The organism is Pseudomonas sp. GW821-FHT04C07 (assembly GCF_059420325.1).
In genome coordinates, this window is the sequence record NZ_JBWKTM010000002.1 from 388,200 (window position 1) to 408,968 (window position 20,769).

At 59.3% G+C, this 20,769-nt stretch carries 12 protein-coding genes; 5 read left to right on the plus strand and 7 right to left on the minus strand.

Annotated elements, in window-relative coordinates; translation table 11 throughout:
• Positions 1 to 122: 122 nt before the first annotated feature.
• Positions 123 to 2,204, plus strand: a complete 2,082-nt coding sequence (locus AC07UI_RS05340; protein WP_494991503.1) for a putative bifunctional diguanylate cyclase/phosphodiesterase — start codon at positions 123 to 125, stop codon at positions 2,202 to 2,204.
• A gap of 90 nt (positions 2,205 to 2,294) precedes the next feature.
• Positions 2,295 to 3,041, plus strand: coding sequence for an SDR family oxidoreductase (locus AC07UI_RS05345; RefSeq protein ID WP_494991504.1), 747 nt, complete (start codon positions 2,295 to 2,297; stop codon positions 3,039 to 3,041).
• 311 nt (positions 3,042 to 3,352) lie between these two features.
• Here AC07UI_RS05345 and mapR read toward each other — a convergent pair whose 3' ends face one another.
• The 3 genes from mapR to AC07UI_RS05360 all read right to left on the minus strand — a co-directional run bounded on the left by mapR (position 3,353) and on the right by AC07UI_RS05360 (position 7,125).
• Positions 3,353 to 4,762: a GntR family transcriptional regulator MpaR gene (gene mapR, locus AC07UI_RS05350; RefSeq protein WP_494991505.1), complete on the minus strand. Its 1,410-nt coding sequence runs from the start codon at positions 4,760 to 4,762 to the stop codon at positions 3,353 to 3,355.
• Positions 4,763 to 4,888: 126 nt separating this feature from the next.
• Positions 4,889 to 6,301, minus strand: a complete 1,413-nt coding sequence (gene ccoG, locus AC07UI_RS05355) for a cytochrome c oxidase accessory protein CcoG (RefSeq protein ID WP_494991506.1) — start codon at positions 6,299 to 6,301, stop codon at positions 4,889 to 4,891.
• Between the two features lie 596 nt (positions 6,302 to 6,897).
• Positions 6,898 to 7,125, minus strand: coding sequence for a hypothetical protein (locus tag AC07UI_RS05360; RefSeq protein ID WP_494991507.1), 228 nt, complete (start codon positions 7,123 to 7,125; stop codon positions 6,898 to 6,900).
• A 227-nt stretch (positions 7,126 to 7,352) separates the two neighbouring features.
• On the opposite strand from AC07UI_RS05360, the gene AC07UI_RS05365 reads away from it, so the two are divergent.
• The 3 genes from AC07UI_RS05365 (at position 7,353) to glgB (ending at position 15,100) form a co-directional block, all read left to right on the plus strand.
• Entirely contained in the window at positions 7,353 to 9,350 is a 1,998-nt protein-coding gene (locus AC07UI_RS05365) for an alpha-1,4-glucan--maltose-1-phosphate maltosyltransferase (protein ID WP_494991508.1), read from the plus strand.
• A 168-nt stretch (positions 9,351 to 9,518) separates the two neighbouring features.
• Positions 9,519 to 12,872, plus strand: coding sequence for a maltose alpha-D-glucosyltransferase (gene treS, locus AC07UI_RS05370; RefSeq protein ID WP_494991509.1), 3,354 nt, complete (start codon positions 9,519 to 9,521; stop codon positions 12,870 to 12,872).
• Positions 12,869 to 15,100, plus strand: coding sequence for a 1,4-alpha-glucan branching protein GlgB (gene glgB, locus AC07UI_RS05375; RefSeq protein WP_494991510.1), 2,232 nt, complete (start codon positions 12,869 to 12,871; stop codon positions 15,098 to 15,100). The genes treS and glgB overlap by 4 nt, the downstream gene beginning before the upstream one ends.
• A 95-nt stretch (positions 15,101 to 15,195) precedes the next feature.
• Here the strand turns inward: glgB and AC07UI_RS05380 are convergent, their stop codons facing one another.
• The 4 genes from AC07UI_RS05380 to glgX all read right to left on the minus strand — a co-directional run bounded on the left by AC07UI_RS05380 (position 15,196) and on the right by glgX (position 20,693).
• On the minus strand, positions 15,196 to 16,263 hold the full coding sequence (locus tag AC07UI_RS05380) for an autotransporter domain-containing protein (RefSeq protein WP_494991511.1): 1,068 nt from the start codon (positions 16,261 to 16,263) through the stop codon (positions 15,196 to 15,198).
• Between the two features lie 392 nt (positions 16,264 to 16,655).
• Positions 16,656 to 17,456 (minus strand): endonuclease/exonuclease/phosphatase family protein, encoded by an 801-nt coding sequence (locus AC07UI_RS05385; protein WP_494991512.1) that lies wholly within the window; start codon positions 17,454 to 17,456, stop codon positions 16,656 to 16,658.
• 95 nt (positions 17,457 to 17,551) lie between these two features.
• Positions 17,552 to 18,310, minus strand: coding sequence for a PIG-L deacetylase family protein (locus AC07UI_RS05390; protein WP_494991513.1), 759 nt, complete (start codon positions 18,308 to 18,310; stop codon positions 17,552 to 17,554).
• Between the two features lie 223 nt (positions 18,311 to 18,533).
• Positions 18,534 to 20,693, minus strand: coding sequence for a glycogen debranching protein GlgX (glgX, locus tag AC07UI_RS05395; RefSeq protein WP_494991514.1), 2,160 nt, complete (start codon positions 20,691 to 20,693; stop codon positions 18,534 to 18,536).
• Positions 20,694 to 20,769: the final 76 nt, after the last annotated feature.

Here is a 20,769-nt window from a genome sequence, read left to right on the forward strand (position 1 = left end):
CGGATTATCGACTAATGGCCTATTGATAGTTTTTCTCAGTGCGTTCTGTAGCGCAATCGGTACAATCGCCACTTTGACACCGAGCATGGACGCCGTTCGGCTCATTGGCCACGAGAAGCCCCATGCTCATTGGTAGTTATTCCCCCGCCCTGGTCTTGATCTCCCTCTGTGTAGCGATTCTCGCTTCCTATACCGCTCTGGATCTCACCGGACGCATCGCTACGGCCAGGGGCCGGGCGGTTCATCTGTGGACGGCGGGCGGGGCGCTGGCCATGGGTGTGGGTGTCTGGTCGATGCACTTTATCGGCATGCTGGCATTCGAGTTGCCGGTTGACCTGGGGTATGACCTCACGATTACCCTGTTATCCCTGCTGATCGCCATTGTGTCCTGTGGTTTTGCCCTGTGGCTGGTCAGCCAGCCACGTTTGCCGGCCTGGCAGTTGGCGTTCGGCGCCCTGATCATGGGCGCCGGGATCAGCGCCATGCACTACACCGGCATGGCCGCCATGCGCATGCAGCCGGGTATCGATTACGACCCGGCGCTGTTCAGCGCGTCCTTGTTGATCGCCGTCGGGGCTTCAGCCGCTGCGTTGTGGATCGCCTTCCGGCTACGTCAAAACACCCCTTACGTCATGTTTGCCCGTGGCGGCGCGGCAGTGATCATGGGCATCGCCATAGTCGGCATGCATTACACCGGCATGGCCGCAGCGCGTTTCGCCGACGGCAGCTTTTGTGGTGCAGCGCTCGACGGCCTGAGCAGCAAGGGCCTGGATAACCTGGTGCTGGTCACCACCCTGGCGGTGCTGTGCATCGCGTTGCTGACCTCGGTCCTCGACGCCCGCCTCGAAGCCCGTACTGCCGATCTGGCCAACTCGCTGACCCTGGCCAATCAGGAACTCACCCAGCTGGCACTGCACGACACCCTGACCGGATTGCCGAATCGGGTTCTGCTGGCCGATCGCATTGATCAGGCGATGCATCTGGTGCGCGAGCAGGGCGGTTGTTTTGCGTTGATGTTCCTCGATCTGGATGGCTTCAAACCGGTCAACGATGCGTTTGGGCATCACATGGGCGACCAGTTGCTACGTGAAGTCGGCCTGCGCCTGCGCGAGGATTTGCGTAGCCAGGACACGCTGGCGCGCATCGGTGGCGATGAATTCGTGTTGTTGGTGCAGCTCGGCGAGCCGGATGATGCCCTGAGCCTGGCGGCGCGCCAGGTCGGGCTGATTTCGCGCTCGTTTCGGGTGGCCGAGCATGACCTGCAAATCTCCGCCAGCGTGGGTATTGCCGTTTACCCCGGTAATGGTCAGACCGCACAAGAATTGCTGATGAACGCCGACGCGGCGATGTACCACGCCAAAGGTACCGGCAAGAACGGTTATCGCTTCTTCGACGCCTCGATGAACACCGACGCCCGTAAACAATTGCAATTGCTGCAAGACCTGCGTGCCGCCGTCGAGCACGAGCAATTCAGTCTGTATTACCAACCCAAGTTCGATGCCTGCAACGGCCAACCAGTAGGTGCCGAGGCCCTGTTGCGTTGGGTACACCCGCAGCATGGCATGATGCTGCCGGACAAATTCATTGATCTGGCGGAAAAGACCGGTCTGATCATCCCGATCGGCGAATGGGTATTGAACGAAGCCTGCCGCCAGATGCGTGAATGGTACGTGCAGGGCTACACCGACTGGCGTATCGCAGTGAACCTGTCGGCTTTGCAGTTTTGTCATGCCGGGCTGGTGAAAAGCGTTGCCGGCGCGTTGGCGCGCCACCACTTGCCGGCCAACAGCCTGACCCTGGAAATCACCGAAACCACGGCCATGAGCGACGCTGATGCGAGCATGACGGTCCTCCAGGAGCTTTCGCAAATGGGCGTCGATTTGTCCATTGATGACTTTGGTACCGGCTACTCGAGCCTGATGTACCTCAAGCGTTTGCCGGCCAACGAATTGAAGATCGACCGTGGTTTTGTCCGCGATCTGGAACATGATAGCGATGACGCCGCCATCGTTTCAGCCATCGTCGCCCTCGGTCAGGCGTTGGGGCTGCGAATCGTCGCAGAAGGCGTGGAAACCGATGTGCAGCAAAATTTCCTGACCCAGTTAGGGTGCGATTCGTTGCAAGGCTACCTGCTCGGGCATCCGCTGCCAGCGGAGCGCTTCATGGCAGATATCCATAGAACGGAGCAACTGGCGGCAAGTTGAACTGCGATGTGCTTGACTTGACCCCATGCAAAAGCACTCGCTGGCAGGTATTGTGCAGCCAATGCTTAAGGTTTGAATGGGGGAGCAAGCATGGACAGAGTCATGGTCATCACCGGCGGCGGCCGCGGTATCGGCGCGGCCACTGCACTTCTGGCAGCGCAGCAGGGTTATCGGATCTGCATCAATTACCAGGCGGACGAGCTGGCCGCTCAGCAGGTGCTCGAGCAAGTCCGCGCGCTGGGTGTCCAGGCGATTGCCGTGCGCGCCGATGTCAGTATCGAAGACGAAGTCATCGGCCTGTTCCATCGGGTCGATACCGAACTGGGTCGGGTGACGGCACTGGTCAGCAACGCGGGCACCGTGGGGCACAAATCCCGGGTCGATCAAATGTCCGAGTTTCGTATTCTCAAAGTCATGAAAACCAATGTGCTGGGGCCGATTCTCTGCGCCAAGCATGCGGTGTTGCGCATGTCCCCCAAACACGGCGGCCAGGGCGGCAGTATCGTCAACGTATCCTCCGTCGCCTCGCGTCTGGGAGCCCCCGGTGAGTACGTCGACTACGCGGCCTCCAAAGGCGCACTGGACAGCTTCACTATCGGTCTTTCCAAAGAAGTGGCAGGCGAGGGTATCCGCGTCAATGCGGTGCGCCCCGGCTACATCTACACCGATTTCCACGCCCTGAGCGGCGACCCGGACCGCGTCAGCAAACTCGAATCCGGCATTCCGATGGCCCGCGGCGGCCGCCCCGATGAAGTGGCCGAGGCGATTATCTGGCTACTGTCGGACAAGGCTTCCTATGCGACCGGGACTTTTGTGGATCTGGGCGGTGGGCGGTAGGGCTTTAGAGCTGCATCGTCTGTTTAATGATCGTTCCCACGCGCAGCAAAGGAATGCCTCACTGGACGCTCTGCGTCCGCTTTTGTGACGCAGAGCGTCACGGGCTGCATTCCCACGCGGGAGCGTGGGAACGATCCATAGGGCCGGTCTTGAAGATCAATCCACTTGGTGATTAGGGTGGGGGAGTTGGATCGTTCCCACGCTCTGCGTGGGAATGCCTCACTGGACGCTCCGCGTCCGCTTCGGCAGTGACGCAGAGCGTCACGGGCTGCATTCCCACGCAGGAGCGTGGGAACGATCACACTGAACCATCAGAACGACCGCACAATCCGCCCCAGCGTTTCCATCGCCTTCTCGGCAGCCTCGTTCCAGGGGCTGCCGTAATTCAACCGAATGCAATTCCTGAACCGCCGGGTTGGCGAGAAGATCGGCCCCGGTGCGATGCTGATGCCCTGGGCCAGTGCCATCTGGAATAACTTCAATGAGTCCATCTGCGCCGGCAGTTCCAGCCACAGGAAGTAGCCGCCGGCCGGTTGGCTGACGCGGGTTTGCGCCGGGAAGTAGCGGGCGATGGCGGCGAGCATGGCGCTTTGTTGCTCTTCCAGGGCGTAACGTAGTTTGCGCAAGTGGCGGTCGTAGCCGCCGTGTTGCAAGTAGTCGGCGATGGCGGCCTGGGCGGGCATCGAGGCGCAGAGTGAGGTCATGAGTTTCAGGCGTTCGATTTTCTGTGCATAGCGCCCGGCGGCGACCCAGCCGATACGGTAGCCGGGAGCCAGGCTTTTGGCGAAGGAGCCGCAGTGCATCACCAGGCCTTCGGTGTCGAAAGCCTTGGCCGGTTTCGGTGCCTGTTGACCGTAATAGAGTTCGGCGTAGACGTCGTCCTCGATCAGCGGCACTTGATGAGTGCGCAGCAGCTCCACAAGTTCCTGTTTTTTGGCCTCGGGCATCGTCGCGCCCATGGGGTTCTGGAAGCTGGTCATGCACCAGCAGGCCTTGATCGGGTGGCGCTCGAGGGTTTGCGCCAGGACGCCAAGGTCGATGCCGTCCCGTGGATGCACGGGGATTTCCACGGCTTTGAGCTTGAGTCGTTCCAGCACTTGCAGGCTGGCATAGAACGCCGGGGCTTCGATGGCCACCAGGTCACCGGGTTCGGTCACCGCTTGCAGGCACAGGTTCAGGGCCTCGAGGGCGCCGTTGGTGATCAGCAGTTCTTCCATGGGCAGCATCAAGCCGCCGACCATGTAGCGCAGGGCGATCTGCCGACGCAGTTGCGGGTTGCCCGGCGACATGTCGGTGACCACCATCCGTGGGTCCATTTCGCGGCTGGCGCTGGCCAGTGAACGGGCCAGACGTTGCAGCGGGAACAGGGTCGGGCTGGGGAAGGCCGAGCCGAAGGGGATGGTGGTCGGGTCCTTGATCGAATCAAGGACCGAGAACACCAGTTCGCTGACATCGACTTCAGTGGATTCGTTGACCTGGCTGCTGATCACCGGCTCCGAGAACGGGCTCGGCGCGTGGGTGTTGACGAAGTAGCCGGAGCGCGGTCGGGCACGGATCAGACCACGACGTTCCAGCAGGTAATACGCCTGGAACACCGTGGACGGGCTAACTCCATAGGTCTGGCTGGCATAGCGCACCGATGGCACGCGCTGGCCAGGGCCGAGCACCCCGCGGCGGATCAGTTCAGCGATGTCGTCAGCGAATTTTTCGTAGCGTTTCATCTAAGGCCCGGTTCAGTGTCATACAGAAATATTCGGCTGACTTCTTCGCGGGCAAGCCTCGCTCCTACAGAATTGCGCACACCGTAGGAGCGAGGCTTGCCCGCGATCGAGCGCTCGCTAGAGAGTCTACCGATTCAACGGCGCAACAAAACGACTTTGCGCGACGCTGTGTACGCTCGGGTCATCGCTGTCGGTAATCATGAAGCTGATTTTTTGCGAGCTGCTGCTTGGGCGGTCAGTCGTCATCGCCACCGACACGGGGATATCCACGATCTCGCCCGGCGCCAGGCTCAGCTCCGTCTTGCCCTGCAACTGGAAGCCATCGCCATCCACCAGGGCCAGGTTGTATTGCTGGCGTTGCTGGGTCTTGTTGATGATCTTCAGGCTGTAGATGTTCTCGATCTGGCCCAGACTGTTTTCGCGGAACAGGCCACGATCCTTGCTCACATCCAGCGAGACCATCGGCCGTTCCACCAACGCCAGGGCCAACGCGCCGATCATCAGCAGCAGCACCACGGTGTAACCGACCAGTCGTGGGCGCAACAGGTGAGTCTTGCCACCTTGCAACTCATGCTCCGAGGTATAGCTGACCAGCCCGCGGGCATAGCCCATTTTGTCCATGATCGAATCGCAGGCATCGATACAGGCTGCGCAACCTATGCATTCCATCTGCAAGCCGTCACGGATATCGATACCGGTGGGGCAGACCTGCACGCACAGTTGGCAGTCGATGCAGTCACCCAGCCCAACCTCGGCCGATGCCACGCCGCGTTTGCGTGGGCCACGATTTTCGCCGCGGGCAACATCGTAGGAAATGGTCAGGGTGTCTTTGTCGAACATCACGCTCTGAAAGCGGGCATAGGGGCACATGTGCATGCACACCGCTTCGCGCAACCAACCGGCATTGATGTACGTCGCACCGGTAAAAAACAGCACCCAGAACAGACTGACGCCACCCATTTGCAGGGTCAGCAGCTCGTTGGCCAGCGGCCGGATTGGCGTGAAGTAACCGACAAAGGTCAAGCCGGTGAGCAGGCTGATGGCCAGCCACATAGTGTGCTTGACCGAGCGGCGCATCAGTTTGTTCAGGCCCCAGGGCGCGGCTTGTAGTTTGATTCGCTGGTTGCGCTCGCCCTCGGTGACCTTTTCGCACCACATGAACAGCCAGGTAAAGGAGCTCTGAGGACAGGTATAGCCACACCAGACTCGCCCGGCGAACACGGTGATCGCGAACAAGCCAAAGGCGCAGATGATCAGTAGCGCCGAGAGCAGAATGAAATCCTGCGGCCAGAAGGTAGCACCGAAGATGTGGAATTTGCTGTCCGACAAGTCCCAGAGCACCGCCTGACGGCCGCCCCAGTTCAGCCACACGGTGCCAAAGAACGCCAGGAACAAAAAGCCTGCACCGCTCACCCGCAAGGTGCGGAACAAACCGGTGAAGCTTCGGGTATGAATCAGGTTGTCGCTGGATTTGGCCTTCATCTTTGGACGCGAAGGCTCGAATGTTTCTACTAGTCGGACGGGGATTCTATCGCTCATGGTCTTTCGCTCATCAGCCTCCATCAGGCAGCTGCACTATGACGAGCGATCTGTTTGCATAACAGACTCAGGTATCGGAATAAAAAGCGGATCAGATGAGCGCCAGACGCTTGCCTGCGACAAGTTGCAGCACCCTTGGCGTCCCCATTACAGCGACACGACAGCCCCCGACGCAGGCGCTGGCCGCTGCCTGCAATCCGGATCAGTCAAATCACCGAACCACCCTCGGTGGCCTGCGAATGCTAACGACGGTCTACCGCGCCTGCTACGGTGCCAAGTACCTTGCCGGTATTGGCGATATTTAGTGTGATGCCGAGGGTGGTTCGGTTGCCGGAGACGGATGAGTAATAGTTCGCGCAGGCCTTATTCAGTTTCCGATAAAGGTGTGTCGTCCCCAGTCGATGGTTTCTGCAGTTCATGTTTACTGAAGTCGATGTCGTTGTTTCTGCTCAGTTGATCAAGGGTTTCTCTTAGTGACCGCTGTCTCTTTTCGGGCACGGCTCTATCGGATGTTTTGAAGTGTTTGTTGTAGAAGTTCAGTAGCTCGTAGTTGTAGGGGTCACAGGTCGGTCGACTATCTTTTAGTTGCTCGCGATTCAGTGCGCAGGGCAGTGCTGCTGTAGGGCGTTTATTGGAGTTTCTAAAAAATAAAGCCTGCGACTTGCAGGCTTGCCATGAATAAAGCGACGAACGGTAGGCTGTAAAAACCATCCCTCACGCAGGTCACCCATTGGTTTTCTACCTATGCTTATCGCTTCTGTTGGGCCGCTAATAGGGGGCGCTTGAGTCGGCGGATCTTTTTCACGCGCAATTGAGATACCCATGAACATGGCCTCGTTTCTGCTTGTTGGTGACAGGAGTAAAGCGGTTGAACGTCGGCAGGTGACGATGACTGCCGATTTTGCCGAGGGTACGCCGCAGGCAAATCAGTCTGAACTTTTGTGCCTGCTCTTGGCTCGGAACCTAAGTGAGTTCATTCACAGACAGACCAGCGCCTGTGAGGCACGACCAGGCACAAGAGCGTCCAAGGGGGCGTAGGGAGAGATGCTCAATGATTGCTGAAACACCGACAGAACTTGAACACAACCCGAAATTGCCTTTGTCGCAGGCGTTGCTGTTGCCACGCATTGCGATCGAAAGCACCCAGCCTGTCATCGATGGAGGGCAGTTTGCGGCCAAAGCCCTGGTGGGCCAGCCGGTGACAGTCACCAGCAAGGTGTTCGCCGACGGGCATGACAAGCTGGCGGTCAACCTCCGTTGGCGCGCGGAGGCTGATAGCGCGTGGCAAAGCGAAGCCATGACCGACCTCGGTAATAACGGCTGGCAAGGGCAGTTCACGGTGCCCGCCCAGGGTCGCTATGTGTTTTGCATCGAAGCCTGGATCGATCAGTTCGCCAGTTTTTGTTATGAGCTGGGCAAGAAACATATGGCCGGCGTACCGGTCAGCCTGGAGTTGCAGGAAGGACGCAACCTGGTGCAACAAGCGGTCGAGCGCAGTGAAGGGGTATTGAGCGAGCAGTTGAGCGCTTTGCATCATGAACTCTGCGGTTTGCCGGAAACCCGGCAAGTCGCGTTGTTTGTGCATGAGCGCAGCGCTGAGCTGATGGCCCAGGCCAATCATCGTGCCTACTTGAGCATCAGCCCTGAATACCCGTTGGACGTCGAGCGTGAGCTGGCGCAGTTCGCCAGTTGGTATGAGCTGTTTCCCCGCTCGATCACCGATGACCCGGCGCGCCATGGCACGTTCAATGATGTGCACTCGCGATTGTCGATGATCCATGACATGGGCTTCGATGTTTTGTACTTTCCGCCGATCCACCCGATTGGCCGCAGCTACCGCAAAGGTCCGAACAATTCGCTGACGTGTGGTCCTGATGATCCGGGCAGCCCTTATGCCATCGGCAGCGACGAGGGCGGGCATGAGGCGATTCATTCAGAGTTGGGCAGTCGTGAAGACTTTCGCCGCCTGGTGGCCGCTGCCGCTGAACATGGGCTGCAAATCGCTCTGGATTTCGCCATCCAGTGTTCCCAGGATCACCCCTGGCTCACGCAGCGCCCAGGCTGGTTCAACTGGCGGCCGGACGGCAGCATTAAGTACGCCGAAAACCCGCCGAAGAAGTATCAGGACATCGTCAACGTCGACTTCTATGCCACCGATGCGATTCCCGGTCTGTGGATGGCGTTGCGGGACGTCGTCGTCGGCTGGGTCGAGGAGGGGGTGAAGATCTTTCGCGTCGATAACCCGCACACCAAGCCTTTGCCGTTCTGGCAGTGGATGATTGCGGATGTACGGGCGGTGTACCCCGAGGTGATTTTTCTTGCCGAGGCCTTTACCACGCCGGCGATGATGGCGCGCCTGGGCAAGGTTGGCTTTTCCCAGAGCTACACTTACTTCACCTGGCGCAACACCAAGGCTGAACTGGCGACGTATTTCACCGAGCTCAACCAGTCGCCGTGGCGCGAGTGCTTCCGCCCGAATTTCTTCGTCAATACGCCGGATATCAATCCGGCTTTTCTGCATGAGTCCGGTCGTGCCGGTTTCCTGATCCGCGCCGCGCTGGCGACCATGGGCTCGGGGCTGTGGGGTATGTACTCGGGCTTCGAGCTGTGTGAAGCCGCGCCGGTGCCGGGCAAGGAAGAGTATCTGGACTCGGAGAAATATCAGATCCGCCCCCGCGACTTCAACGCCCCCGGCAACATCATCGCCGAGATCACCCAGCTCAACCGCATACGTCGGCAGAACCCGGCACTGCACAGTCATTTGGGTTTGAAAATCTATAACGCCTGGAACGACAACATTCTGTATTTCGGCAAACGCAGCGCCGATGGCAGCAACTTCGTTCTGGTGGCGGTCAGCCTCGATCCATTCAATGTGCAAGAGGCGAACTTCGAGCTGCCGCTATGGGAGATGGGCTTACCCGACGACGCGCAAACCCGCGGCGAGGATTTGATGAACGGTCATCGGTGGACCTGGTACGGCAAAACCCAGTGGATGCGCATCGAGCCGTGGAATCAGCCGTTCGGGATCTGGCGGATATCGGCAGTGTGACGATGACGGGTTGATCGTTCCCACGCAGAGCGCTTTTGATCGTTCCCATGCGCAGCAAAGGAATGCAGCCCGTGACGCTCCGCGTCACACCAAGAGCGGACGCGGAGCGTCCGGTGAGGCATTCCCACGCAGAGCGTGGGAACGATCCGATCAGTCCAGGAGTTTCCAATGGCAAAGAAACCCAAGTCAGCAAGCTTTATCAAGGACCCGCTCTGGTACAAGGATGCGGTGATTTATCAAGTCCATATAAAGTCATTTTTCGACTCCAATAACGACGGAATCGGCGATTTTCCAGGTCTGATCGCCAAGCTCGATTACATTGCCGATCTGGGTGTGAACACCATCTGGCTGCTGCCGTTCTACCCCTCACCGCGTCGCGACGATGGTTACGACATTGCCGAGTACCGGGGCGTTCACGCCGACTACGGGACCATGGCCGACGCCAGGCGCTTTATCGCCGAGGCTCACCAGCGCGGGCTGCGGGTCATCACTGAACTGGTGATCAACCACACTTCGGACCAGCACCCGTGGTTTCAGCGGGCGCGCAAAGCCAAACCGGGATCAAAGGCGCGGGACTTTTATGTGTGGTCCGATAACGATCAGAAGTACGACGGCACGCGGATCATCTTTCTCGACACCGAAAAATCCAACTGGACCTGGGATCCGGTGGCCGGCCAGTACTTCTGGCACCGCTTCTATTCCCACCAGCCCGATCTGAATTTCGATAACCCGCAAGTCATGAAAGCCGTACTCTCGGTGATGCGCTACTGGCTGGACATGGGCATCGACGGCCTGCGGCTGGACGCCATTCCGTACCTGATCGAACGTGACGGCACCAATAACGAGAACCTGCCCGAAACCCATCAGGTGCTCAAACAGATCCGTGCCGAGATCGACGCCAACTACCCGGACCGTATGCTGCTGGCTGAAGCCAACCAATGGCCGGAAGATACACAGCTGTATTTTGGCGATGCTGACAGCAAAGGCCAGAATGGCGACGAGTGTCACATGGCCTTTCACTTCCCGTTGATGCCACGCATGTACATGGCGTTGGCCCAGGAAGACCGTTTTCCGATCACCGACATCCTGCGTCAGACCCCGGAGATTCCCGTCAACTGCCAGTGGGCGATTTTCCTGCGCAATCACGATGAACTGACCCTGGAAATGGTCACCGACAAAGAGCGCGATTACCTGTGGAATTACTACGCGGCCGACCGTCGGGCGCGGATCAATCTGGGGATTCGTCGACGCCTGGCACCCTTGATGGAGCGTGACCGCCGTCGCATAGAGCTGCTCAACAGCCTGCTGCTGTCGATGCCGGGCACCCCGACGCTGTATTACGGTGATGAGATCGGCATGGGCGACAACATCTATCTGGGCGACCGCGACGGCGTGCGCACGCCGATGCAATGGTCGATCGACCGTAACGGTGGATTCTCGCGCGCCAATCCGGCCAGCCTGGTGCTGCCACCGATCATGGACCCGCTCTACGGCTATCTGTCGGTCAATGTCGAGACCCAGGCCGTCGATCCGCATTCATTGTTGAACTGGCATCGGCGGATGCTGGCCGTTCGTAAACAGTCGAAAGCGTTCGGTCGCGGTACGCTGAAAATGCTGTCGCCGAGCAATCGACGGATTCTGGCCTATACCCGGGAATACACAGGAGCCGACGGCAAGCACGAAATTATCCTTTGCGTGGCCAACGTGTCCCGCAGTGCACAGGCCGCAGAACTGGATCTGTCGGCTTTCGCGGGCATGGTGCCGGTGGAAATGCTCGGCGGGAACGCCTTCCCGCCGATTGGCCAATTGAATTTTCTGCTGACGCTGGCTCCGTACGGTTTTTACTGGTTTGTACTGGCGGCGGAAAATCAAATGCCGAGCTGGCATGTGGAGCCGGCGCAAAGCATGCCGGACTTCACCACCCTGGTCCTGAAAGAACGCCTCGAAGAATTGCTCGAAGCGCCGTCACGCACCACCCTGGAGCAGACGTCGCTGCCGACCTGGTTGCCGAAGCGGCGTTGGTTCGCTGGCAAGGACTCGGCGATCGAACGGGTGCATATCGCCTACGGCGTGCGCTTTGGCGACCCGCAGCATCCGGTGCTGCTCAGCGAAATCGAGGTCACCAGCGATGGGCAGGCCAGTCGCTATCAGTTGCCGTTCGGTCTGTTGGCCGAGGATCAGTTCAGCACAGCCTTGGCGCAGCAGCTTGCACTGGCGCGGGTCCGGCGTGGACGACAAGTCGGTTTGATCACCGATGCCTTCAGCCTCGATACCTTTGTGCGGGCGATTTTGCAGGGCATCCAGACGCAGACCGTATTGCCGACAAGCGCAGGCGAGATTCGCTTCGAGGCCACCGCCGAACTGGCCAGGCTGGGCCTGAGCGAGGAAGCTGAAGTGCGATATCTGTCGGCCGAACAGTCCAACAGTTCAGTGGTGGTCGGCAGCAGTCTGGTGCTCAAACTGATCCGCAAAGTCAGCGCCGGTGTTCATCCGGAGCTGGAAATGGGGGCTTATTTGACCTCGGCGGGCTTCCCTCATATTTCACCGCTGCTCGGCTCGGTGATTCGCCGTGACGAGCAGGGCCAGGACAATCTGTTGATGATCGCGCAAGGGTATCTGAGTAATCAGGGGGACGCCTGGGAGTGGACGCAGAACAACCTTGAACGGGCGATTCGCGATGAATTGGCCGAGGCTGTTTCCGAACAGGAACAGCATTACAACGCGTTGGGCGAACTGAAGGATTTCGCCGGCATGCTGGGTCAGCGCCTGGGCGAGATGCACCAGGTGTTGGCCGCGCCCAGCGATAACCCGGACTTCAGTCCGAAACCGAGTACGCTCAAGGATACGCAAGAGTGGGCCAGACACATCGGCACGCAACTGGGGTGCGCCTTGCAGATGCTCGAGCAACATCGGACCGGGCTTGGGCCTGAAGATCAGGTATTGGTCAGCCGTTTGCTGCAACACAAAGAAGCCCTGCTGAGCCACATCCAGAGCCTGGCAAAACAAACTGTCGGCGGCTTGCGTATGCGGGTACACGGTGATCTGCACCTGGGACAGGTGCTGGTGATCAAGAACGATGCCTACCTGATCGACTTCGAAGGCGAACCGGCCCGCGCATTGCATGAACGTCGTGGCAAACACAGCCCGTACAAGGATGTCAGCGGCGTGCTGCGTTCGTTCGACTATGCGGCGGCGATGGCGCTGAATGTGCAGGGTGTCGACGGCTCGGCACAGGCCCATGCCGCGCGCGCGCGTGTGACGGATCGGTATTTGAGTGAAGCGCGGCATGCCTTTGTTCAGGCATATCGGCTGGCAACGGCTAGTCTTGCTCATGCATGGCAAAACGACGAAGGTGAAGACGCCGCGCTGGCGTTGTTCTGTCTGGAGAAAGCAGCCTATGAAGTGGTGTATGAAGCCGAAAATCGACCCACTTGGCTGCCGGTGCCATTGCACGGCTTGTATGGATTATTGAGGGGGCTTAAACCCTTTTCCGACACAGAGACCAGTGGAGAGCAGTCATGAGTTTCTCAAACAGGGAACAGGGTCATTCGAGAGTGACATTGCTGCCCGGCGCAAAGGATATTGACGCCTTGGTGCGTGCCGAGCATCGCGATCCGTTTGCAATTCTGGGCCCCCATGACGATGGTGCAGGCGGGCAGATTATCCGCGCGTTTTTACCGGGTGCCCTGAGTGTTCAGGTGCTGGCCAGGGGCAGTGGGGAGGTGCTCGGAAGTTTGAGCGAGGCCGATGTACCGGGTCTGTTTGTCGGGCATTTCGACCGGGCTCAGGCCTATCAGTTGCGGATCAATTGGGCTGGCGCCGAGCAGACCAGCGAAGACCCCTACAGCTTTGGCCAACTGCTCGGCGAGATGGACCTTTACCTGTTCGCCGAAGGCAACCACCGCGACCTGAGCGCCTGCCTTGGCGCGCAATTGAAGACCGTGGACGGCGTCGACGGCGTGCGCTTTGCAGTGTGGGCACCGAATGCCCGGCGGGTGTCGGTGGTGGGTGACTTCAACGTCTGGGACGGTCGTCGGCATCCCATGCGCTTGCGCCATTCCTCAGGTGTGTGGGAATTGTTTATCCCGCGCCTGCAGGCAGGCGAGGCCTACAAGTACGAAATTCTTGGTGCGGACGGGATTCTGCCGCTCAAGGCCGACCCTATGGCGCTGGCGACTCAGCTGCCGCCGGACACCGCGTCGAAAGTCGCTTCCCCGCTGAAGATCGACTGGCAAGACAACGACTGGATGCAGGCCCGAGGCGAGCGCCAGCGACCGGATGCACCGCTGTCGATCTATGAGCTGCATGCCGGCTCCTGGCAGTGCGAAGTCGACGACCTGGGTGAGGTCTCGCGCCAATATAACTGGCATGAGCTGGCCGAACGTGTGATTCCTTATGTGAAGAGTCTTGGGTTCACCCATATCGAACTGATGCCGATCATGGAGCATCCGTTCGGTGGCTCCTGGGGCTATCAGCCGTTGTCGCAGTTTGCCCCGAGTGCTCGTTACGGCTCGGCAGATGATTTCGCCGCCTTCGTCAACGCCTGCCATCAGGCGGATATCGGCGTGATTCTCGATTGGGTGCCGGCGCATTTCCCTACCGACGCCCATGGTCTGGCGCAGTTCGACGGCACGGCGCTGTATGAGTATGGCAACCCGCTGGAAGGCTTCCATCAGGACTGGGACACGCTGATCTACAACCTGGGTCGCACCGAGGTTCACGGATTCATGCTGGCTTCGGCGCTGCACTGGCTCAAGCATTACCATGTCGACGGTCTGCGCGTGGATGCGGTGGCCTCGATGCTCTACCGCGACTACTCACGCAATGCGGGCGAGTGGGTGCCCAATCGTCATGGTGGTCGCGAGAACCTGGAAGCCATCGATTTTGTTCGCCACCTGAACGACGTGATTGCCCTGGAGGCACCGGGTGCACTGATGATTGCCGAGGAGTCCACGGCCTGGCCTGGTGTGAGTCAGGGCACTCAGCAGGGTGGGCTGGGTTTCGCGTACAAATGGAACATGGGCTGGATGCACGACTCGCTGCACTACATTCAGCAGGATCCGGTGTACCGCGCTCACCATCACAACGAGTTGAGCTTCGGCCTGGTTTACGCTTGGTCCGAGCGTTTCATCCTGCCGATTTCCCATGACGAAGTGGTGCACGGCAAGCATTCGCTGATCGACAAAATGCCCGGTGATCGCTGGCAGAAATTCGCCAACCTGCGGGCTTACCTGACGTTCATGTGGACGCATCCGGGCAAGAAGCTGCTGTTCATGGGGTGCGAGTTCGGCCAATGGCGGGAGTGGAATCACGATCAGCAGCTTGATTGGTATTTGCTGCAGTACCCGGAGCACAGAGGTGTGCAGAAACTGGTGACAGACCTCAACCGGCTGTACCGCGAGGAGCCGGCACTGCACGATCAGGACGATGCGCCGCAGGGTTTCCAGTGGTTGATCGGTGATGACGCGATCAACAGCGTCTACGCCTGGTTGCGCTGGAGCAAGCAAGGGCGCCCGGTGCTGGTGGTGGCCAACTTCACGCCGGTGCCTCGTCAGGCCTATCGGATCGGTGTGCCCTTTGCCGGGCGCTGGAGCGAGGTGCTCAACAGCGATGCCGACACCTATGCCGGCTCCAACTATGGCAACGGTGGCGGCGTTATCACCGAGGAGGAGCCCAGCCATGGTCAGGAGTTGTCGTTGGTGTTGAATCTGCCGCCGTTGGCGGTGTTGATCTTGCGGCCGGAGGGTTGAGCGGGCGATAGCGGCCGCTGTGTAATCATTCGCGGGCAATTGTGGCGAAGGGCAAGCCCCCTCGCCACAGGTTTGACGCTTGTCGCGGCAAACCCTCACCAACGCATCTGCACACCCAGGACGCCGATCAAGCCGTTGAGGGCATTGGTGTCGACGTCGCTGCTGTAATCGGCGCTCATATAAAGGTTCACAGTGGGCGAGACCTTGGCTATCAGGCCAAGGCCCAGTTCAACGGTGGAGGAGTTGCGGCTATTGCTGATCTTGTCGACCTGGCCGAGAGTCAGCGTGTCAGTGCTGTTTACCGTGTGCCACAAGTCGGTCCGCACGTAGGGTTCGATCGGCAGCCCGCTAATCTGGTAGTTACCTTTCAAGCGCGCACCAACCCGGCCACTCCAGGAGGTCAAGTCGCTGGACGAGTAGTTGCCACTTCCGGCATTCGGGGTGTCCAGGCTAATTCGTTGGTTGATCAACTGCGCCTGGGGTTCGACTACCCAGTTTTCGTTGATGCCGATGGGAAATCCGCCTTCGACCGACAGCGTCACCGCGCTACCTTCGGTCGCTTGCCGTGCGCCCTGATCGGTGCGGTTGTAGCCGTTGACCCGGCCACCGCTTGCGGTCAAATCCACATGCCAGCCCTGCGAACCGGTCAGGCTCCAGTAGGCGCCGAGGCTCGAGCCTTGTAGATCGAGGCTATCGTTACGGGGGGCGGCCATGGCGCGGGTAATCACAATGCCATTGCTGTTGGTCTGGAACTGGCTCTGACCACCCAGCAAGCCGACACGTTGGGTGTGCCCGCTATCGTTTTGCACGGTGTAGAGCGCTGGTCCCTTGAGAAGGCCATCGACGTTGCCGGAAGACTGGGAGGTGAGGTAGTCGGTTTCAGCCTGTCTGGAGGCTTGACCATACACGCGCTCCCATGCAGCGGGCGCGGCCTCGTAAACAGTCAACGGGTGAGTGTCGAGGGTGGGGTTTGTAGTGTAACGGCCAGTGAACATCGAGTCAGGTGTTGGCAAGGTAAACGCTGGAACGTCCTGGCGATACCAGGGGATCGACTCATCATCGGCGGAGGCTGCCTGAACCTCCATGGCAGAGCACAGCAGCAGTGAAGTCGAAACGGTGTAAATAGTGATTTTGATCTCTTGTGAGGTGATGGAAATTTTCATGGAGGTCTACCTTGCAATGGCATGCCTTATCTCGCTTTGGCGTCTCTCCTACCCCGAATGAGGGGCGACCGAATTTATTGGGGCAAAGCCCTGTCGGCCTGCTTGCGCGGGCGTTTGGAGGCTTGCCCCTGATGGTATTTCCGGGGGTAGTAAGGTGAAGCTAAGAAGACCCTTGACGTTGCGTCAAGAAATTGGACGATGGGCGGTATGGTTAATTTAGAGTCGTCAAATTATTGATATTTATACATTCTCTAAGCTCTTGTTTGTACGTCAAATCATTTTCCAGGACGCTGGCTAGAGCCTTTTGTCGGGTAGCTATTAGACTACCGGACTACCCTGACACCCGGATCGCCGACGGTGCCGACTCGGCTAAAATGATCGGCTTCGGGTTGTTAGAAGTGCACTTCAACTGCCAATGGCAAGTGATCGGAAAGATGTGTCCACGGCCTGTGACTGAGAATCTTCGGCTCGTGGCTGCTGGCGTTGCGCAAGTAAATACGGTCCAGACGCAGCAGTGGCCAGCGTGCCGGATAGGTCTTGGCCGGGCGCCCGAGATGGCGCTCGAAGGCTTCATGCAGATAGTCGCGCCGGGCGAGGGTGGCGTTGCCTTGCAACTGCCAATCGTTGAAGTCGCCAGCGATGATGACCGGCGCATCGTCGGGTAGCGATTCGAGCAGTTGGCAGAGCAGGGCCAGCTGCAACTGACGATGGCTTTCCAGCAAACTCAAATGCACGCAGATCGCATGAACTTCGTTATGCCCCGGCACTTCCAGCACACAATGCAGCAGCCCGCGACGTTCGGGGCCGGTGATGGATACGTCGAGATTGCGGTGTTGCCTGATTGGGTATTTCGACAACAGGGCGTTGCCGTGATGGCCGTCCGGATAGACCGCGTTGCGTCCATAGGCAAAGTCCTTCCACATGCTGTCAGCGAGAAACTCGTACTGTGACTGCTGCGGCCAATTGAAGTAGCGCGAGGCGTGGCGGTCGTGCTCGCCCAGCACCTCTTGCAAAAACACCAGGTCCGCCGAGGTGCTGCGAACCGCTTCGCGCAATTCTGGCAGGATGAAGCGCCGGTTGAAGGCCGTGAAGCCCTTGTGGGTGTTGACCGTCAGAACTCTCAGGCGATGAATCACCGATGGGTTGCTGGTTGATGCCGGGCTGACGGGGCGCCTGTCTGATTCGTTGCTCACGGTCGCTCCTCTGATTCAGGGCTGATGACTTATGCGACTGATGCTTTGCCCGACAGTTCAGCGTTTACCGGTGTATTGATCCGCGCTTGCATCGATTACACAAACACGATCTCGTATGGCAGGCGCATGCGCTCCAGGATGACCCGCGGCAGCATCGGTGCGATACCGATAGCGGGCTCGCCATCCAGTTGGCTGGCGTAGGCATGGGTCGCATGGCTTTTTCGGGCCACGGTCCAGGTGTTCAGACGAATCTTACGCGCCCGTTGCCAGGGAATCAGGCCTTGTTCGCGGACCGGCCAGTGCCAGGCCCAGACCGGTACTTCATGAAAGTGCGCGTCGACCATCGCCGCGGCCTTGGCGCTGGCCCGGCCAACGGTGTCATGGTCGACATCGCCATCTTCACGCCAGGTGCTGAAGACCACATCACCAGGTCGCAAATAGCGCGCTATGAACTGGGTCAGCTGATGCTCGCATTCGCCCAGGGCGTTGTCGGTGAAGCCGCCGCGGATCCACTTCAGGCTGTGCATCGGCAGCCCCAGACGCCGGAGGGCTTCGACGCTTTCCTGCGGGCGGAATACGCTCAGGCGCTTGGCCGACCATAGGTTCGAGCCCGGATGACTGGCACTGCCGTCGGTGATCGAGATCAGTTGCAAGGGGTGGCCCAGACTGGCCAATAGCTGTAACAGACCACCGCAGGTCACCACCTCGTCGCCGGGGTGAGGAGCGATCACGACCGCGCGAGCGCCTGGCGGGACCAGCATGCTGGTACTGATGACCGGGATATTTTCCAGCTCGAGCGCACTGTTCCATATCTGCGCAGGGAGGGTGCTGTCGGGGAGGGAGACAGGTTTCATCGGCGTCACGTCCTTGTTTTGATACCGCAGCCAGTCTTGAACGGTGGCTTGTGGTCAATCCTCTGCACGCCGGTGATGACGTGTCGATAGAGGTTTGCTGGCGCTCCGAGTCCTGGATCGCCGCGAGCTGAGTATTGCTCATACTCCGGGTTAAGTCTCCCTTGTATGAAGAACCGGTCGCAGTTTTTTTATACCGGCAGGATCAATGCCTTCAACGGAGATTTCAATCTTCTTCCTCATGCTGCAGCTCGAACAGCAGTAGCGAGCGGCCGGTTACCGAGTATTGGTGATCGAAGTCCAGGCGCTCCTGGCCTCGAATCGACGGTTGGTTGGTGTCCACCATACAGGTCCAGAAACCGCCGTCAGGCACTTGCGGGAGACGAAAATTGACCACGTCGTGATGGGCGTTGACCACCAGTAACAAGGTCGCGTCTGCGCCCGGGCGGCGAATGCCGGTCTCCTGGGCGCGGCCGTCGAGCAACATGCCCAGGCAGCGGCCGTGGCTCTCTTCCCATTGTTCGGTGGTCATTTCACCACCGTGCGGCGCGAGCCAGGTGACGTCCTTGACGCCGATGTCCTCGTTGTAATTGCCCACCAGAAAGCGTCCGCGACGCAGGACCGGATAGGCCAGGCGCAGCTTTATCAGGCGTTTGACGAACTTGAGCAACGACTTGCCGTCTTCGTCCAGGTCCCAGTTGACCCAGCCGATTTCGCTGTCCTGGCAGTAGGCGTTGTTGTTGCCGTGCTGGGTGCGGGCGAATTCGTCGCCGGCCACCAGCATCGGTGTGCCTTGGGACAGCAACAGGGTGGCAACCAAGTTGCGCATCTGGCGCGCGCGCAGAGCGTTGATTTCAGGGTCGTCAGTCGGGCCTTCCACGCCGTGGTTCCAGGACAGGTTGTTGTTGCTGCCGTCCTGATTGTTCTCGTCGTTGGCCTCGTTGTGTTTGTCGTTGTAGGACACCAGGTCGTACAGGGTGAAACCATCGTGGGCGGTGATGAAATTGAGCGACGTATAAGGCCGACGGCCGCGCTGATTGAACAATTCGCCGGAGGCGGTCATGCGTGCGGCGAAGTCTGCGAGCTGGCCGTCGTCGCCTTTCCAGAACGCCCGGACGGTATCGCGAAAGCGGTCGTTCCACTCGACCCAACCCGGAGGGAAACGACCGACCTGATAACCACCGGGACCGATGTCCCAAGGCTCGGCGATCATTTTTACCTGACGTAGCACCGGATCCTGGCGGCAGGCAACGAGGAAGCTGTGGCGTTCGTTGAAGCCATTGTGATAACGCCCGAGAATGGTCGCCAGGTCAAAACGAAAGCCGTCCACGTGCATCTCCGTGGCCCAGTAGCGCAGTGAGTCGGTGACCATCTGCAGCACGCAAGGGTGACTCAGGTCCAGGGTGTTGCCAGTCCCGGAATCATTGATGTAGAAGCGTTTGTCGTCCGGATTCAAGCGGTAGTAAGAGGCGTTGTCGATGCCACGCATGGACAGGGTCGGGCCTTGCTCGTTGCCTTCGGCCGTGTGGTTGTAGACTACGTCGAGAATCACTTCCAGATTGGCTTCGTGCAGGTGCGCAACCATTTCCTTGAGCTCGGCGATCTTGCCACTGGCCAGGTACCGCGGGTCCGGGGCGAAGAAAGCGATGCTGTTGTAGCCCCAGTAATTGGTCATGCCCTTGTGCAGCAGATGCTGGTCGTTGACGAAGGCATGGATCGGCATCAATTCGACCGACGACACACCGAGTTTGCGGATATGTTCCACAACGTCGTCGACCATCAGCCCGGCGAACGTGCCGCGCAGGTTCTCGGGGACGCCAGGGTGTCTCATGGTCATGCCGCGCACGTGAGCTTCGTAAATGATCGTCCGGTCCCACGGTACACTGATGCGATGATCGTGCCCCCAGGTGTGGGCCGGGTCGATGACCTTGCACTTGGGCACGAACGGCGCGCTGTCACGTTCGTCGAAACTCAGGTCAGCGTCAGGGTGGCCGATAGTAAAGCCGAATAATGCCTCGGACCATTTCAACCTGCCCACCAGTTGCTTGGCGTACGGGTCAATCAGCAGCTTGTTGTGGTTGAAACGATGACCGTTTTGCGGATCGTAGGCGCCGTAGACGCGGTAGCCGTAAATCAGGCCGGGATGGGCATCGGGCAGATAGCCGTGGAAAATTTCGTCGGTGTATTCCGGCAGCTCGATGCGTTCAAGCTCTACTTCGCCGGTGTCGTCGAACAGGCACAGTTCGACCCTGGTTGCGTTGGCGGAGAACAGCGCAAAGTTGACCCCAAGGCCATCCCAGGTGGCGCCCAGCGGAAAGGGCAAGCCTTCACGGATACGTGAAGCCACTGCGTGAAGCTCGGGCGCGGCTTTATGTGGCTTGGCCATAGGTGCTCCTGCAAATGAGTTCGATGTTCCGCTCTGGCGTTTTTTGCAGGGAGAACGAACCCATCGTGGCGAGCCA

What these genes read in the sequence shown, in the direction of transcription:
- AC07UI_RS05390 (WP_494991513.1), bottom strand. Translation starts at nt 18,310, where the DNA reads ATGAAACCTGTCTCCCTCCCCGACAGCACCCTCCCTGCGCAGATATGG.
- AC07UI_RS05345 (WP_494991504.1), top strand. Translation starts at nt 2,295, where the DNA reads ATGGACAGAGTCATGGTCATCACCGGCGGCGGCCGCGGTATCGGCGCG.
- AC07UI_RS05340 (WP_494991503.1), top strand. Translation starts at nt 123, where the DNA reads ATGCTCATTGGTAGTTATTCCCCCGCCCTGGTCTTGATCTCCCTCTGT.
- AC07UI_RS05380 (WP_494991511.1), bottom strand. Translation starts at nt 16,263, where the DNA reads ATGAAAATTTCCATCACCTCACAAGAGATCAAAATCACTATTTACACC.
- AC07UI_RS05360 (WP_494991507.1), bottom strand. Translation starts at nt 7,125, where the DNA reads ATGGGTATCTCAATTGCGCGTGAAAAAGATCCGCCGACTCAAGCGCCC.
- glgB (WP_494991510.1), top strand. Translation starts at nt 12,869, where the DNA reads ATGAGTTTCTCAAACAGGGAACAGGGTCATTCGAGAGTGACATTGCTG.
- mapR (WP_494991505.1), bottom strand. Translation starts at nt 4,762, where the DNA reads ATGAAACGCTACGAAAAATTCGCTGACGACATCGCTGAACTGATCCGC.
- glgX (WP_494991514.1), bottom strand. Translation starts at nt 20,693, where the DNA reads ATGGCCAAGCCACATAAAGCCGCGCCCGAGCTTCACGCAGTGGCTTCA.
- ccoG (WP_494991506.1), bottom strand. Translation starts at nt 6,301, where the DNA reads ATGAGCGATAGAATCCCCGTCCGACTAGTAGAAACATTCGAGCCTTCG.
- AC07UI_RS05365 (WP_494991508.1), top strand. Translation starts at nt 7,353, where the DNA reads ATGATTGCTGAAACACCGACAGAACTTGAACACAACCCGAAATTGCCT.
- treS (WP_494991509.1), top strand. Translation starts at nt 9,519, where the DNA reads ATGGCAAAGAAACCCAAGTCAGCAAGCTTTATCAAGGACCCGCTCTGG.